This is a genomic window from Marinomonas foliarum (assembly GCF_003337275.1).
Classification (GTDB): Bacteria; Pseudomonadota; Gammaproteobacteria; order Pseudomonadales; family Marinomonadaceae; genus Marinomonas; species Marinomonas foliarum.
Genome location: NZ_QPJQ01000004.1, coordinates 1 through 14,894 on the forward strand (window position 1 = coordinate 1; position 14,894 = coordinate 14,894).

Annotated in this window: 17 protein-coding genes and 1 tRNA gene; 7 read left to right on the forward strand and 11 right to left on the reverse strand. The window is 43.3% G+C overall.

What is annotated here, in order from left to right; genetic code table 11:
- Positions 1–278: 278 nt before the first annotated feature.
- Positions 279–1,640 (reverse strand): FAD-dependent oxidoreductase, encoded by a 1,362-nt coding sequence (locus DFP77_RS02820; protein WP_258861053.1) that lies wholly within the window; start codon positions 1,638–1,640, stop codon positions 279–281.
- Positions 1,641–2,035: 395 nt separating this feature from the next.
- On the opposite strand from DFP77_RS02820, the gene DFP77_RS02825 reads away from it, so the two are divergent.
- The gene (locus tag DFP77_RS02825) at positions 2,036–2,635 is read left to right on the forward strand and encodes a hypothetical protein (protein WP_114410788.1); all 600 of its coding nucleotides are present in this window, start codon (positions 2,036–2,038) and stop codon (positions 2,633–2,635) included.
- A gap of 78 nt (positions 2,636–2,713) precedes the next feature.
- Positions 2,714–3,205, forward strand: coding sequence for a hypothetical protein (locus DFP77_RS02830; RefSeq protein ID WP_114410789.1), 492 nt, complete (start codon positions 2,714–2,716; stop codon positions 3,203–3,205).
- 31 nt (positions 3,206–3,236) lie between these two features.
- Here the strand turns inward: DFP77_RS02830 and DFP77_RS02835 are convergent, their stop codons facing one another.
- From DFP77_RS02835 to DFP77_RS02845, 3 genes are all read right to left on the reverse strand, one after another.
- The gene (locus DFP77_RS02835) at positions 3,237–4,016 is read right to left on the reverse strand and encodes a hypothetical protein (RefSeq protein WP_114410790.1); all 780 of its coding nucleotides are present in this window, start codon (positions 4,014–4,016) and stop codon (positions 3,237–3,239) included.
- 15 nt (positions 4,017–4,031) lie between these two features.
- A complete protein-coding gene (locus DFP77_RS02840) occupies positions 4,032–4,340 on the reverse strand; it encodes a hypothetical protein (RefSeq protein ID WP_114410791.1) in 309 nt (102 codons plus the stop codon).
- 74 nt (positions 4,341–4,414) lie between these two features.
- Complete coding sequence (locus tag DFP77_RS02845) at positions 4,415–6,052, reverse strand: NAD+ synthase (protein WP_114410792.1); 1,638 nt, start codon at positions 6,050–6,052, stop codon at positions 4,415–4,417.
- 73 nt (positions 6,053–6,125) lie between these two features.
- Here DFP77_RS02845 and DFP77_RS02850 point away from each other — a divergent pair, with 73 nt between their 5' ends.
- The gene (locus tag DFP77_RS02850) at positions 6,126–6,386 is read left to right on the forward strand and encodes a PP0621 family protein (protein WP_114410793.1); all 261 of its coding nucleotides are present in this window, start codon (positions 6,126–6,128) and stop codon (positions 6,384–6,386) included.
- On the opposite strand, the gene DFP77_RS02855 is transcribed toward DFP77_RS02850, so the two are convergent.
- From DFP77_RS02855 to DFP77_RS02875, 5 genes are all read right to left on the reverse strand, one after another.
- Positions 6,370–6,825 (reverse strand): hypothetical protein, encoded by a 456-nt coding sequence (locus tag DFP77_RS02855; RefSeq protein ID WP_114410794.1) that lies wholly within the window; start codon positions 6,823–6,825, stop codon positions 6,370–6,372. The genes DFP77_RS02850 and DFP77_RS02855 overlap by 17 nt on opposite strands.
- 79 nt (positions 6,826–6,904) lie before the next feature.
- Positions 6,905–7,786, reverse strand: coding sequence for a type II secretion system protein (locus DFP77_RS02860; RefSeq protein WP_114410795.1), 882 nt, complete (start codon positions 7,784–7,786; stop codon positions 6,905–6,907).
- Entirely contained in the window at positions 7,786–8,100 is a 315-nt protein-coding gene (locus tag DFP77_RS02865) for a hypothetical protein (protein ID WP_114410796.1), read from the reverse strand. Before DFP77_RS02865 ends, DFP77_RS02860 begins: the two co-directional genes overlap by 1 nt.
- 56 nt (positions 8,101–8,156) lie before the next feature.
- Positions 8,157–8,669 (reverse strand): GspH/FimT family pseudopilin, encoded by a 513-nt coding sequence (locus DFP77_RS02870; RefSeq protein ID WP_114410797.1) that lies wholly within the window; start codon positions 8,667–8,669, stop codon positions 8,157–8,159.
- A gap of 108 nt (positions 8,670–8,777) precedes the next feature.
- Positions 8,778–9,650: an alpha/beta fold hydrolase gene (locus DFP77_RS02875; RefSeq protein ID WP_114410798.1), complete on the reverse strand. Its 873-nt coding sequence runs from the start codon at positions 9,648–9,650 to the stop codon at positions 8,778–8,780.
- Positions 9,651–9,823: 173 nt separating this feature from the next.
- Here DFP77_RS02875 and pabB point away from each other — a divergent pair, with 173 nt between their 5' ends.
- The 3 genes from pabB (at position 9,824) to DFP77_RS02890 (ending at position 12,747) form a co-directional block, all read left to right on the forward strand.
- Entirely contained in the window at positions 9,824–11,248 is a 1,425-nt protein-coding gene (gene pabB, locus DFP77_RS02880) for an aminodeoxychorismate synthase component I (protein WP_114410799.1), read from the forward strand.
- An 8-nt stretch (positions 11,249–11,256) separates the two neighbouring features.
- The gene (locus DFP77_RS02885) at positions 11,257–11,907 is read left to right on the forward strand and encodes an NUDIX hydrolase (RefSeq protein ID WP_114410800.1); all 651 of its coding nucleotides are present in this window, start codon (positions 11,257–11,259) and stop codon (positions 11,905–11,907) included.
- Between the two features lie 105 nt (positions 11,908–12,012).
- The gene (locus DFP77_RS02890) at positions 12,013–12,747 is read left to right on the forward strand and encodes a phosphoadenylyl-sulfate reductase (protein ID WP_114410801.1); all 735 of its coding nucleotides are present in this window, start codon (positions 12,013–12,015) and stop codon (positions 12,745–12,747) included.
- 48 nt (positions 12,748–12,795) lie between these two features.
- On the opposite strand, the gene DFP77_RS02895 is transcribed toward DFP77_RS02890, so the two are convergent.
- A complete protein-coding gene (locus DFP77_RS02895) occupies positions 12,796–13,101 on the reverse strand; it encodes a LysR family transcriptional regulator (protein WP_114410802.1) in 306 nt (101 codons plus the stop codon).
- 110 nt (positions 13,102–13,211) lie between these two features.
- Between DFP77_RS02895 and DFP77_RS02900 the strand changes: the two genes are divergently transcribed.
- The gene (locus tag DFP77_RS02900; protein ID WP_114410803.1) at positions 13,212–14,558 is read left to right on the forward strand and encodes an anti-phage deoxyguanosine triphosphatase; all 1,347 of its coding nucleotides are present in this window, start codon (positions 13,212–13,214) and stop codon (positions 14,556–14,558) included.
- A 198-nt stretch (positions 14,559–14,756) separates the two neighbouring features.
- Here the strand turns inward: DFP77_RS02900 and DFP77_RS02905 are convergent.
- Positions 14,757–14,833: transfer RNA gene (locus tag DFP77_RS02905), tRNA-Met, on the reverse strand.
- Positions 14,834–14,894: the final 61 nt, after the last annotated feature.

A 14,894-nucleotide genomic window follows, 5' to 3' on the forward strand; every position in this document is an offset into this window, starting at 1 on the left:
CAAATATGTTTTGGTGTTGTTAAGAATCAAACAGAATATCAGCCTCAAGTTAGTTAAATAAAAACTTGAGGCTGATTAGGAGAGATGGTATCTACATGTGAAAGCTTCGCTTTCAACGGCGCTCTTATATTACAGAAAGCGGTCGTACCTCCCTCATCCGCCCTACGATAATCGGCCTTTATGATGAAGTCAGTTCGACGCGACGAAGTTGCGCGCCCCTATGGCGTTTAAGCAACGGAAAAAAGTTACCCATTCAGCTTTTTGCTGAAAGAAAGAACTTAGTCTTTCTTGAGGTACCGCCCTCGCGGTTCATCGCTTTCATGCAATACCATTTCAGAGTGCAGAAATTCGGCAGCAGCAGCGGAGTCTTTCACTTTTACGGCACTGCGTTCTAACATCTCTGCTTCATATGCCGTTAATACGCTTTCTCGTATGCCTTTCTCGCGCCAATGGGATAAAGACCAGCATCCTTTGGTAATTTCTCTTGCCAAAACCAGTGCGTCTAATAGGGCTTGGTTCGCGCCTTGGCCTTTGAATGGGCTCATTGGGTGGGCGGCATCACCAATCAAGGTGGCTTTTCCGCCTTTGGCTAAATCTTCGGATGTTAGTAAGTCGCGATCATACACAGGATAACCGGACACCATAGAAGCTTTGGTGGCGGATAAAATCTGAGGAATGGGGTCGTGCCATTGGGTCCTTCGGCAAGCTTCTTCTTTGAGCGCTTGTGGCCCTTGGGCGTTTAATTCCTTGGCCTCATCTTCTGACATAGGAAAGCTCAACTGCCACATCACAGAATCTGCGGCATAAGGCATAATGTAGATTCGTTCGTTACCGTTGGCAGTTTGAAAAACGGTCGCGGAATCCAATAAGTCGCTTTCAATACTATCAAGATCACTCAATGGGCAAATACCTAGAATCACGATACAACCAAGATAGCGCAGTGGACTGGCTTTATCGCCGATCAATTGCTTACGTACAGCACTGCGAATACCGTCGGCACCAACAATCAGATCCGCTTTGCAGTGTTTCAGCTCATCACCCACTTGAAAGGTTAGGTCGACCACATCATCCGTCTCTGTAAATTCAATTAGCTGATGATTCCACTGCACTGCACTACTTTCACCGAGTTGATCGAGTAAGGCTAAACGCAGTGATTGGCGAGCGATATGGACATTGGTACGTTTTACCGCACTTGGCTGTTCAGACAATGCCAGCCATTTTCTCATGCCCCATTCAGCAACCACTTTACCTTGTGTAGTGTGAACAAGATGACGAGTGGAAATAACACCTTCTTTTAAGGCAAAAATCCCCAAGCCTTCAATTGCCTTACTCGCCTGTTGCAGGGTTAGACCATAACCTTGGGAGCGCTCATTAAAGCTACTGTCGCGTTCGTATAATGTGAAAGGAATTCCTCTATGCAAGCAGGCGACAGCCAAAGCAACGCCACCAATCCCACCGCCAATGATGGCGATATTAGGGTAGTTTTCTGTGTCTACAGGTGGGAACTCATCAGACGGTATGACACCTGCACCAGAGCATGGTGAACAAGATTCAAGATGTCCTTTGGGACGAATAGGTTCTACGCCTTCACCATTGTTTTTAACAAAGGCATCCCATTCCTTCTGGTAAGTTAAACGCACTTTTTTTCGTAGTCTTCGGCTTTTCTTGCCACGCCCCTGACATTCTGGACATACCGTCCAACAACATCCATTGATTTCGTTTACCACAAGGTTATTAACTCCCCAACCCAATTCGACATTGTAAACTCTTTAATACAGCATTATGAATCAAAAATGTTGAAATGTAGACTTTCAATTTATTTTTTAGGCGGATTTATGCTTTGTTTAGGGAAGATTTTCGTACGTCTTTACACTATACTAATCTTACGTTGAAATTATCCATAGATTTTAGATAACACTATCCATTAGCAGCACTGAATGAAATATTATTTTATTACCTCAACAGAAGGCTTTAAAATACAAACTAGGGATTTATCTATCTAACATTTCCTATCAATCTATAAAAAGGATCGGTAATGAAAAGAATAATTCTAAGCACTTCAATAATTTTATCTTTTAATGCTTTATCAGAAGTTTCTAACTATGAATACAATCATTTAATAGACGATTACAACTCTCTATCAAATGAATATAACTCTCTATTAAATGATTCCCAGTCTTTATCAAATGATTACGAATCACTATTAGATAAATACAATTCTTTATCTAATAGACACAACAAACTTGTTGATAGTTACAATGAACTTATTTTCAATAAAATCATGTCTAAAATTAAAAAAATCCAACTAGATGAAGAAATTAGTGATGTTATTGTTGTAGGCGAAAGGCCCTCACATGGGTATGGCAATCGATGCCTGCTAGGCTCCACTATATACACCGATAATGGGAAGGAGTATTCAATATCGTTTGATTTTGAAAAAGGAATAGGATGGTCAAAGCCATCTATATATCGTGACAGTATCAAAATTGACGGTAGCACTCCAGGCGTTACTGCCATAGCTCGTCCTGAAGATGAAATAAAAGAACTCCAAAGGTTGTTTATAGAAGAGAGTAATGTAAGAGAAGAACTCGCAAATATGTTTAGACAACTGCACAAAACATGTTATACCAATTAAAATAAACAGTGTCAGCTAGAGTACTAAAAGCGATCGATTCTGGATTTTTTAAAAATTTATAGCACGGTTAAAAAGATTATGTTCACTCAAAAAACCATTATTTTTTTTATTTTACTGCCTTTCGTTAATCCTACACTTGCCACTGGGTTAGATCACCAACGTTTTGGTGATATTTATTTTGGCACGGAGCTGTCGTCGTCTCAGTTAACGTATAAGGCTATAAGTCAAAAAATTGAAGGGTGTCACTATATAGTGTTTGATCAATACCCTACCGTTTCAGTGATGATTATTGATGATGTTATTCAGCGAATTGAAACATCAGATTTTGGGTTTATTAACAGCAACAACCCTTTTTATGAAGTAATCACTAATGGGAAACCATTTAATAAGTTGAACATGGATCGCCAAGATATAGACATCGAAGAACACGAATATGAGTCTGGTTTTTACTTTCGTTGGTACAACAATGCTAAAACACGAGCTATCATAATTGATTATGTGGATGGTAAGGTAGATATCATTAAAGCTGGATTATTACCTGCTGCAATGTGGATTGAAGGTTGTGCTTAAATAATACAGTCACTAAACACACGTTTTTCCCTCAATCAATTGTTAATTTCATGCTTTCCAGCTCCTGTACAACTTGTAAATACAAATCTCTCAAGTGTTGGTTTGGTTTCTGATCATTGCATTGGTAGATAAAATGTTCCCACATCAGCTGAGTTTGACCAAGACTTTCTTTTAGGTAGCTCCGTTTTGACTCTAAACTTATTGGTGAGCCCGTTGTTTTAACTTGAGTAAGTTTACGGCTGATATTTAAAAGCTGCATTGCACTATAACCATTCTCTTTATCGCAGCCTGAAAACATACCGTCAAAAGCCCCTCCCCCTCTTAAAACCCCTAGATCAATGCCACCGGAAGAAAACGGGGTTGGCCACTCATCAGAGTTATCATCCACTATAAGGCTACCAATATCCATTTGTGTATAAAAACCGTCTTGGAACCCGCTAACAACATAATTTGCCTGCATAGACAAACTCGAATACACATGAATTGTTGTTGTTTTTGCCATATTTGCAGGCATCAGAATTTCTGGCTTTAAATAGGTATTAGGCTGCAACACAAAGTATCCAGCCTTATTAGACAAAGCTACATTATTGTCTTCTGAAGGAGACTGAGTATCACCATAGGAAATTTTAGCATTGGCTACAGGCATTAAATCTGACAAACGAACAATACGGCCACTAACCTCAGGGCCATTGTAACGCTCACTAATTGTCGGGACGCAACCACCCAAGAATATTACCAACAGAATAGTCCCAAAAAAGAGAGTTTTCCGCGGCTTCACCAATTTACTTTTCGCTGTATGATGCAAGGTCAAAGCCGGAAGCCCTCTTTAACTATCATAAGGTCTCAAACTACTTATCACTATTGGCGTACAGCTACCATTCGTAATCCGGCGTAGTTTAAGCTGAAAATATTGCCCTACTTGTGCAGTGGGCACTAGCCGCGCTGGATCAATTTCGAAAACCTCACCATTTTCGGTTTGCACCTCTGCAGGATTAGCAAGTTTTCTAAGTTGAACAATTTCTGCACTATCCAAGTATTGGCAGCTACCACCAACAGGAGTACACGCGCTTATTAATATAAATACCGCGATCAACGCACCGTATTTAATATATTTTGAAATGCGTTCATCCATCATCTTAATCACTCAATATAGCGCAAAAAAAGCTTAACCTAAAAATCAAATTTGGATCACGTTTTTAGTATAGATACTTACTCCCCGATGTGCCAACCATTGGTAATCGGATAACGACGATCTCGTCCAAAGCCGCGAGCGGTAATACGAACACCCGTAGGCGCTTGACGGCGTTTGTATTCGTTGACGTCAACAAGACGAAGTACGCGATACACTGTGTCGCGGTCGAATTTCTTGGTCGCTAGGATAGCGTCTGCACTTTGATCTTCTTCGATGTACATGCGTAAGATCTCATCGAGGATGTCGTAGCTTGGTAAGGAGTCTTCGTCTTTTTGGTCTGGCGCCAGTTCCGCGGAAGGTGGACGCGTGATGACGCGTTCAGGAATCACGTAGCCCAAGGTATTACGGTATCGGCAAAGTTTGAAAACGAGCGTTTTGAAGACGTCTTTTAAGACGGAATAACCACCAACCATGTCGCCATACAATGTGGCGTAGCCTACGGCCATTTCGCTCTTGTTGCCTGTGGTTAGCACCATGTAGCCTTTCTTGTTAGAAATCGCCATTAGGGTCACGCCACGAGTACGGGCTTGAAGGTTTTCTTCTGTGGTGTCTTTGCCATAGCCTTCGAATTCTGGCGCTAACACGTCGGTGAAGGCGGAAACCATGGATTCAATGGGTAAAACGCTGTATTTCACGCCTAACAAATTGGCTTCTTCTTCGGCGTCGTGCAAGCTGATAGACGAGGTGTAAGTGTAAGGCATCATGATGGCTTGAACACGGTCTGCGCCTATGGCATCAACAGCAACAGCGAGAGACAAGGCCGAGTCGATACCGCCACTCAAACCCAGCACAATGCCTTCAAAACGGTTCTTGGTGATGTAGTCACGCAAGCCAAGCACCATGGCTTGGTAAACGCTGGCTTCAACGTCCAATGTTGGCGCGATAACGCCAGCGACTGGCTCAACTTTGTTAGGTTGGCTTTCATCGACGATCATGTCGATACAGTACAGACCGGCTTCAAACCAAGGCGCTTGCATAATTTTCTCGCCTTTGGCGTTAACCACAAACGAGCCGCCTTCGTAGACCAATTCGTCCTGTGCACCCATGTAGTTCACATAGACAATGGGTAATGCCGATTCAGTGGCACGCTGGTGAAGCAATTCTTCGCGCTCGCCCATTTTTTCAATGTGGTAAGGCGAGGCGTTCAAGTTAAGAATCAGTTCTGCCCCGGCCGCTTTGGCTTGAGCAATAGGCTCAGGATGCCAAATATCTTCGCAGATACTTAAGCCAACAGTAACACCTTTGATATCCACAAGGCCCGCTTCGCGGCCTTCGCTGAAGTAACGCTTGTCATCAAATACGAGGAAGTTAGGCAGTTTCTGCTTGGCGTATTCCACTAACAAGTCACCTTGATAAATCACGCCAGCGCAGTTAAACAGTTCACCATCGATTCGACGAGGATAACCAATGACCACATAGATATCGCGAATCTCGGCTAATAACTTTGCCAAGGCAGATTCGATACGCTGATCCAAACTGGAACGTAGCAGTAAGTCTTCTGGTGGGTAACCAGTTAAAGTCAATTCTGGGAAAACCACCACATCTGCGCGCTCTTCATCACGGGCTTTGTTCGCCGCTTCGATGACAGATTGTGTGTTTTTTGTAATGTCGCCGACCAGCATATCCAGCTGGGCCATTGCAATTCGTAATGTCATACAGTTGCTATCTCGTGAACTCTGTTAGAATATGCCCGTTATTGTCTGGAATAACCTAAGCTAGGTAAAGTATATGATCGTACGTTTGATCGTTTTTGTTGCTATTTTCTTTATTGGTTGGTGGTTATATCGCCAATTTATCATTTTTAAACGCGGCCAATCGCCGCAGGAAACCAAAACAAAAGATTCATCTAAAAAAGACGAGTCTCAAGAAAGCATGGTTCGTTGTGAAGAATGCCAAACATTCACGCCTCGCTCTCATGCAATTCATGACCAAGAAGCACGTCCATTTTGCAGTGCGGAACATTTAAAAGTCTTCAATCAGAAGCACTAACCCAGCCACTTGAAACTTGCCTTTTCTCTCGCCACCACCAGCAGCGATATTGTTGCTGGTTTTGTGTGGCGCAGAGTCGATGGAAAACCTGACTATGATCAGATTCATCCGGTAAAGATTGGTAGCTCTCCCAGCGATAACCAAGAGACAAACCCTCTTTGTTATACCAAGTACTTTCCAAACTATTGTTTTTCAGCTCACAAAAACCGAAACAGCTACTTGCCTTTGCCGAAGTAAAATTTGGAGACACAATCCACGTCTGTTGGAAGTCTTTCCAGATTTGCTGATTAACTTCCACTTCATTCAACTGTCCACGCCACTGGTATGAAGCCTGCACCCTCTCTTGGTAATGCACAGACACTGTCGCAACCATTAATAGTAACGCTATAATGGGCAACGACACCCATCCTCGCTGGCTTCTTAACAAAGAAAAGTCCATTTTCTAGGCTCCCCGCACTCAAATCTCTAGCCGTATGTTTACCTACTCACCTTTTAGAGAGTAACTAAAAGCAAAAAAATTAAAGCACTATTATTTGATTACCCACTCCCTGACAAGGAGAAAAATAACGCCAGGTTTCGCCTCTCAAAGACTGATATTGCTGTTGAAATTCCATTTTACCTGCCTGCTTGCAATCACTTAATTGGTAAAGATATTCCACCCACAAACCTTTTATGCTTGTTAGCGAAAAGTTCCCATAGCGAGTTTCTAACGTATCCAAAAAACCATTGCTGCTGTTATCCACTAGAGGATATATCGCAATCCGCTCAACCCCATTCCACAACTCTAACGAATTGCCACTTTCCTCTGGTGTACGCCATAGTGCGTTTAAGCCGTCCTTCCCTGTTGAAACATACCAATAAAAACCCTCTTGGCTTTCGATGATGCCAGACTGACCTAGAGTGACATCCACGCCAAAATCGATAACACTTTTTCTCGTAGTCACATTTAAAACCTGACCATGATAATAAGATTCACAAGATGAAAATGTGACCCTGTCTCCCGCTTTCCAGTGACAGTCCATCGCCGTTTCTATGGGGTTTTCATCAAGTGTTATCGAACGTCGGCACAAGCCATAATCCACGCCTTTCAACCAATCTGAATCCTTACTCACCTCACGTGATGCTAAGCGAAGAGGAGGCAAAGCCCCCGATCCAATTGTTAAAAATAACGCCTCATCCATGCGACAACTAGCAGACAACAGCCGCGACCATTGCGCTTTAATATGGGCATCAATGGCCGCTTTTATGATGTGCTGATCTTGATAGGTTTGCGCCAATAGTTGACGTTCTTGCATTCGAGCAATGGCGGTAACTAAGAGAGGTAAAAACAAGGCGATTAAAGCGCACACCACTAGCAACTCGACCAACAAACTGCCTTTCAAATGACTTCGCAGATTCATTATTCACCCTCTTGTTTTGAAGTGACAATAGCCGATTCTGGCAAGTGGTGTAATGAAGCCTGAAACCAACGCTTTAAATCGCTTCCTGAACATCGCTGGCAATCTGGGTAAGTTTGATTGAGAGGTTTTTGTATATTTCCGAGCCAGTTAACCGAACCAGTCAACTGCGCCATGGACGCTTGTTTTTGTTCATTTTCGCTGTGTTTGAGCTGTTCATTAGCCTGCTGAGTAGATTGCCATTGTGCTGCGTTTTGGCGTTGTGCAACATACAGCACAACAGAAAATAGCGCCAAACAGAGAATCACTTCAAGCATGATCCAGCCTCTTTGCTTTTGTCTAAGATGTGTTTTATAAGTTATGCGAGATTGATTCATCCGCACTGCCCTGCAGTCATTTTTTGTGGATCAGATAGATAAAATCGTCCGCTTTGGTTTAACACCAAGTCTGCTTGCCAAGCTCCTAGGCAAAAAGAAAAAGTGCCGTTCTGATAGCCAGACAAGCCATTAGACTGGAACTCTATTTGTTGTTTTCTAATCGGAAAGCCATGCCAAAACACAGTGACGGAATGATCAAAAGTAATTTGCCTAAACTCATGCTTTTCGCCACTTCTGGATTCAATTTGATAGAGCAGAAAACCCATAGACCAGCCACCAACACATTTGACACCGCCACAGACATAGCTGGTTTGGCCACTTGAAACAGCCAATTGACGAGCTTGAATAAGTGCCTCAGCTAGACGTTTCATCTCTGTCTTGAGCGTGTTTTGATCTTGGGCTTGCTGACTAACACTGAGAAAATGCACTGAACCCACATGGGCCAAGATGCTTAAAATAACCAGAACGCAGAGCAGTTCTAGTAGAGAGAAACCGTTTTGTCGGCTCATTGAAAACCTCCTTGTTTTCAAGTCATTGCTTGTCATGAGATTAAATAGCTAACGGGCATCCTGCCCTTTTTCAATCATTATGAATGACTCACACGTACTTAATCTTAATTATCTATCCTTGATAGCAAACCATTTATTAATATGGTTCGCTAGCTGCCTTGGTTTTTGGAAAGGCAATGAATGGTCACAAGCGCTCATGGTTTTATGCTGCCAAGCCGCGTTCCTCTCACTTAACAGATCATAGTGTTGGCGCAAGGCTTCATGGCTTAATTCACCCGAGAACAAGAACACTTGCTCAGAAGAATCTATCATTACCTGACGAATATGTGGCTGATTCGCCATGATTTCTACCTGATCTGTCACCGCATCCAAGGCATACGCAAAGCCAAACGGCCGATGAGCAAGGCGTGACTGCGTCGTGGCTTCAGCCACTGGGTGCTTACGCCGATTAGGCGATACGCCGTCCATAAAACTCGCTACACCCAACTCCACATCGCCCGTATCACGGATCAATTTCGACGCATGTCGATACTTTTGGCGAACATCCATCAGGGTAGATAAATCTTCCCTATCCAACGAGGCTGGCTCGAACAAGGCCATTTTGGCGTTCATTTTACCTTGTACGCTGCGTTGATAGTTCAGATTCAACGCCACCAAACCGCCTAGAGAATAAGCAACCACGTCAAAATCGTCCCATTCAACATGGGATAATAAGGCTTCAACTTCGTCGGTCAACTCAGCAATCGACACAGCTCCCTCTTCGCCATGATGATGAAAGGAGTCGCCCATGCCTTTTAGATCTGGTACCAGCATCCATCGCCACTGGGTGAAATATGGCATCATCGGCGAGAAGGTAATTTCACCTGCGACTCCTGCACCATGCAATAACAGGCACACACGGTCGCTTTCTGCTTGTGGATTCTCATAAAGGCGGTACGCGATACGCGCATTGGGTAAAGAAAGAAAAAAAATGTCAGACACTTGTAATTAACCTGTGAGGAGCCTTATTAAAAGAATACAATGCTGTGATTAGCAAAACGAATACATTGAGACCTTGCACACTATGTTGCGAGGTTGCGAGCGAAATCAAGACTAGTCTATTTTTAACTGAGTTTTGATAAGCGCAGTTCTCATATTACTAGGTATTAAAATAAATGTCAGAAATCAAACAGGTAAATCTCCCTTATCAAGCGTCGTTACTGTCTTTCTTTTCTGCTGTACGAGACTTACCTTACCCTGCTTTACTCGACAGTAACCACGAACATTTTCCTGATACAAATTACGATATTTTAGTCGCCAAGCCTATCGCACGGGTTCACCCTACACAAAAAAGCCAAGCTATCACTTGGTACGATAAACCACTTTACGAGCTAAGTCATACGGACAACCCGATGACTTTACTGAACGAATTGATGAGTTTAATTTGCCAAGAACCGTGGGCACAGTCTGCCCCAAAGGACCTACCCTTTATTGGCGGTTTATTGGGCTTTTATGGCTACGAAAGCGGCCACTTTGTTGAGCAACTACCCGATACTGTCAAACACGACATCCAGCTAGATACTCTAAGCATTGGGCTTTACGGCTGGGCTGTGGTTACCAATCATCAAGAAAAAACCACTCAGCTAATCACCTCACCTTGGTGCCATTCTGAAGATGTGGCCGATCTAATCAATCGCTTCACCAGCGCAAGCGATGACGTATTGGTAAAACACGATCTAAACGAAGCGCGACCTTTTACACTACAAACGCCCTTTTCCTCTAATATGACCGAAGCGGAATATGCGCAAAAATTTTCAGCGGTGCAAGATTACATTCAGTCTGGGGATTGTTATCAGGTCAACTTAGCGCAACGGTTTTCAGCACAATATCAAGGTGACACCTTCACCGCATACCACACATTAAGAGAGGTTTGCCCTACGCCTTTTTCGGCGTATATGGAGTTTTCGCCAGAGCAAAGTATCTTGAGCCATTCTCCAGAACGCTTCCTATTATGTGATCAAGGTAGAGTCGAATCCAAGCCAATCAAAGGCACTATCGCTCGTGGTAAGACGCCTGAAGAAGACAAAGCAAATGCAGCCTGGCTATTAGCTTCCGAGAAAGACAGAGCCGAGAATCTAATGATTGTCGACTTGCTGCGCAACGACTTAGGTCGTACTTGTTTAACGGGTAGTATCAAGGTGCCTAAGCTTTTTGATTTAGAAAGTTACGCCAATGTGCATCACTTGGTTTCCACCGTAGAAGGTAGAATCGATCAAGCTGACCAAGCAATTCGTGTTTTCCATCAGAGTTTTCCCGGTGGTTCTATTACTGGGGCACCCAAAATTCGCTCTATGGAAATAATCGATGAACTAGAACCTGATGAGCGTTCCGCCTACTGCGGCTCTATCGCCTATTTCAGTGCAAACGGTCAAATGGATTCCAGTATAACCATTCGCACCTTGGTAGCAGACAATGGCAATTTACATTGTTGGGCAGGCGGCGGATTAGTTGCTGATTCAAAATGCCAAGAAGAATATCAAGAAACCTTTACCAAAGTAGGCAAATTAACCCATACTCTAGAACAAGACTTTTTGAAATAGGCCGTATCATGTCTGACATAGAGCAGTTTTTAAGTGCTCCTCCCATTGACCTGAGTTTGGATGATATTCGCGCAGCATTAGATAAAGAACCCTACGCGCAGCAAATCCATAACCCTGATGAGGAAATGTTCCCAAAGGGGTATGATTTGCAATATCGGTCTGCCGCTGTGCTTATTCCCATTTGGCGGGAACCTGAGAATGGAGAGCTTTATGTTCTCCTAACTCAACGTGCTCTTCATATGCGCAATCACCCGGGGCAGATTGCTTTCCCGGGTGGCAAACATGACCCAGACGATGCCAGCATTCAATACACGGCATTAAGAGAAACATTAGAAGAAGTCGGACTGTCGCCAGACTGTTTTGACCTACTAGGCGAACTAGGCGAGTACTGCACCATATCAGGTTTTTGCATCAAACCGATCGTCGCTGAAATGACACGCCGAAGTGAATTAAGTCTCTGTGAAGACGAAGTAAAATCTGTCCACTGGGTGCCATTGCGTCACCTGCTTACTCCGCAGAATTATCGTTTTAGACACAAAAAACTTGATACCATAGAGCGTGGTTACTTTGAAATTGACTATGAAGAAATCCGTATATGGGGCGTTACCGCGGGTATTTTATACGGTTTATATCAAACGCTGGCCAAACACATTCGCTAACAACACTTTCAACTATTATAAGGTTAGTGTTCTTTCGTCTTTTGCTTCATCGACACAAATTGTTATGGTACCGATAACGTAACTTAGATCAGGGTAAATTATCCTATGTCAGCATTCGATTTAGCGTCTTTTATTGCCAACAATAAAGAAGACGAAGCACAAAAAATTATTCATAACGCGATGCAACAATTCGACAATATCGCCATTTCTTTTAGTGGTGCAGAAGACGTTGTTCTTATTGATATGGCTGTCAAGGCAAAAAAAGACATCCACGTATTTTCTCTAGATACAGGTCGTCTTCATGCCGAAACCTACCGTTTCATGGAGCAAGTACGCAAACACTATAATATTCAGATCGATATCCTTTCTCCTGATCGTGAAGCCCTCGAAAACTTCACTCGCGCAAAAGGCTTGTTTAGCTTCTTCGAAGATGGCCATAAAGAATGCTGTGGCATCCGCAAAGTACAGCCACTTAAACGTAAGCTGGCAACGTTAGATGCGTGGATAACAGGGCAGCGTAAAGACCAAAGCCCAGGAACACGCAATGTTTTGGCGTTTGCTGAAAAAGATGCTGCGTTTAGCACGGATGAAAAAGACTTATTTAAATTCAATCCATTGGCTAATTGGTCTTCTGAAGACGTGTGGAACTACATCAAAATGTTTGACGTGCCATACAATGAATTGCACTTGAAAGGTTTTACCAGCATTGGTTGCGAGCCATGTACACGCCCTATTTTGCCGAATCAACACGAACGTGAAGGTCGTTGGTGGTGGGAAGAATCTGAACACAAAGAATGCGGCTTACACGTCGCGAACCTAATACCAACTGCTCAGCAGTAAGCATCTGCTGATCAATAACACAGTCAACCCAGAACATGCTTGATAACATCAGGCATGTTCAACTGTTTCAACATCTTCTGAAAAATGACGTGCGAGATGATTCTCCCAAGACGTTATAAAACCTTCATAGCACACTTCAAGCTCTTGTATATGCTCCAATAAGATCCTGCCTGCTGGTGTCATCTCCGTTGTTCGTCCATGTCGAATAAGCAGCGCCTCGCCTAAGTCTCGCTCTAATTTTTGAATATGCTGACTCACCGCAGGCTGAGTTAACCCTAACTGCTTTGCAGTATTCGTAAAACTCCCTGTTTGAACCAGCGCCTTAAAAGTAATGAGATGTTGTGTATTAAGCATAAAGATTCCTTATAGTTGGTTACATTATGCCCAATGCTTTTTTTACGAACATTGACCTATATCGTGTTTTCGTGAAAGACTGAATATTATTAACCCTATGGATTAACAAAATGACAACCACACAAGATGTGATGTTACCTTGGTACGAAAGACAATCCGGTCACCAAGAATCCCGCGACAATGATTACCGCACACCTTATCAGCGCGACCGAGCCAGAATCATACATAGCGCCGCATTTCGTCGGCTGCAATCAAAAACTCAGATCCTCGCCATTAGACAAAACGACTACAGCCGCACACGCCTAACTCATTCCTTAGAAGTGGCTCAAATTGGCAACGGCATCGTTCACCAACTCAAACACAGCTCTCCTGCAGACGCCGACTTTCAGCCTTGGCTTGCCGATGACGCGTTAATTGAAACTATTTGCCTCAGCCATGATATTGGTCACCCACCTTTTGGCCATGGAGGTGAAATTGCACTTAACTACATGATGCAAAATTATGGCGGTTTTGAAGGTAATGCGCAGTCTTTGAGAATTCTAGGAAAGCGCGGTTCATACTCACCCGTTTACGGCATGGATGTTACCCGTCGAACCTTGTTAGGCGTATTAAAGTACCCGGTTTTGTATTCGACGGTTGTTGCTAATTACCCAGAAAAAACCGCTAACTTCCGTCAATTTAAAGCCTCCAATTGGGCGCCACCAAAATGCGTCTATCAAGAAGAGCACGACCTGCTCAATTGGATTGTTGAACCCTTTAGCCAAGCTGACAGAACCTTATTACAAGAAGTGCAACAGACAGAGCCAGAAGGCCACGCTAAAGCCAAACACGCCAGTTTCGACACTAGTATCATGGACCTGGCTGACGACATTGCCTATGGCGTTCACGACCTAGAAGACGCTATCGTACTCGGCATGGTTACCAAAGATATGTGGTTAGAGCATTTAGAGCCAAAACTTGCCGCCTTAGCATCGCCATTTTTAGCAGAAAACCTCAACGACATTCGCACCCAACTATTTAGCCGCCAAAGCCATCTTCGTAAAGAAGCAATTGGCAGCCTAGTAAGCTGGTTTATCACTTCCTGCCGAGTGATTGAAAAAACACAATTCGAACACCCATTACTGCGCTTTCAAGTTGGCCTACCAGAAGGTCAACGCCAAGCCTTAAACTTATTAAAGCAATTTGAGATGCAACACATCATCCAACGTCCAGAAGTACAAATGCTCGTCTATAAAGGCCAGCAGATGCTATTGGAAATGTTTGAAGCTTATTCAGCCGACCCCAGTAGATTACTGCCACGAGAAATCGCCAGCGAATGGCAAAAAAGCCAAGATCGTGGGGAGAATGGACTTCGTATTATCTGCGATTACATGGCCTCTATGACCGACGATTACGCCAGCCGTATGTACAACAAGCTGTTTGTTCCAAGTTTAGGGTCAGTTTTTGAGCCAATGTAATAGATACAATAAGGCCTTGCTTCAAAACAAGGCCTTATTGTTGAAATTAGTCTAATTTTTACTGAGCATCGTTTTGAATTACTTCATAGTCCAGAAAGCTCAGTATTAAGCAAGGTGCAAAATCGAAATGAAACGCGAATTAAGACAAAATAAGAAGAACGTAAAAGGATATTTATAAGAAGGTAGTAAATTTAGAAATGGTTGCGGGAGCAGGATTCGAACCTACGACCTTCGGGTTATGAGCCCGACGAGCTACCAGACTGCTCCATCCCGCGACAGATTAAACTATTTATATAGTTTATATGCAGATATGAAAGATAAAAACATAGCCAAAAC

Coding starts and splice junctions, on each gene's coding strand:
- DFP77_RS02825 (WP_114410788.1), top strand. CDS start 2,036: ATGAAAAGAATAATTCTAAGCACTTCAATAATTTTATCTTTTAATGCT.
- DFP77_RS02830 (WP_114410789.1), top strand. CDS start 2,714: ATGTTCACTCAAAAAACCATTATTTTTTTTATTTTACTGCCTTTCGTT.
- DFP77_RS02840 (WP_114410791.1), bottom strand. CDS start 4,340: ATGATGGATGAACGCATTTCAAAATATATTAAATACGGTGCGTTGATC.
- DFP77_RS02845 (WP_114410792.1), bottom strand. CDS start 6,052: ATGACATTACGAATTGCAATGGCCCAGCTGGATATGCTGGTCGGCGAC.
- DFP77_RS02850 (WP_114410793.1), top strand. CDS start 6,126: ATGATCGTACGTTTGATCGTTTTTGTTGCTATTTTCTTTATTGGTTGG.
- DFP77_RS02855 (WP_114410794.1), bottom strand. CDS start 6,825: ATGGACTTTTCTTTGTTAAGAAGCCAGCGAGGATGGGTGTCGTTGCCC.
- DFP77_RS02860 (WP_114410795.1), bottom strand. CDS start 7,786: ATGAATCTGCGAAGTCATTTGAAAGGCAGTTTGTTGGTCGAGTTGCTA.
- DFP77_RS02865 (WP_114410796.1), bottom strand. CDS start 8,100: ATGCTTGAAGTGATTCTCTGTTTGGCGCTATTTTCTGTTGTGCTGTAT.
- DFP77_RS02870 (WP_114410797.1), bottom strand. CDS start 8,669: ATGAGCCGACAAAACGGTTTCTCTCTACTAGAACTGCTCTGCGTTCTG.
- pabB (WP_114410799.1), top strand. CDS start 9,824: ATGTCAGAAATCAAACAGGTAAATCTCCCTTATCAAGCGTCGTTACTG.
- DFP77_RS02885 (WP_114410800.1), top strand. CDS start 11,257: ATGTCTGACATAGAGCAGTTTTTAAGTGCTCCTCCCATTGACCTGAGT.
- DFP77_RS02890 (WP_114410801.1), top strand. CDS start 12,013: ATGTCAGCATTCGATTTAGCGTCTTTTATTGCCAACAATAAAGAAGAC.
- DFP77_RS02895 (WP_114410802.1), bottom strand. CDS start 13,101: ATGCTTAATACACAACATCTCATTACTTTTAAGGCGCTGGTTCAAACA.
- DFP77_RS02900 (WP_114410803.1), top strand. CDS start 13,212: ATGACAACCACACAAGATGTGATGTTACCTTGGTACGAAAGACAATCC.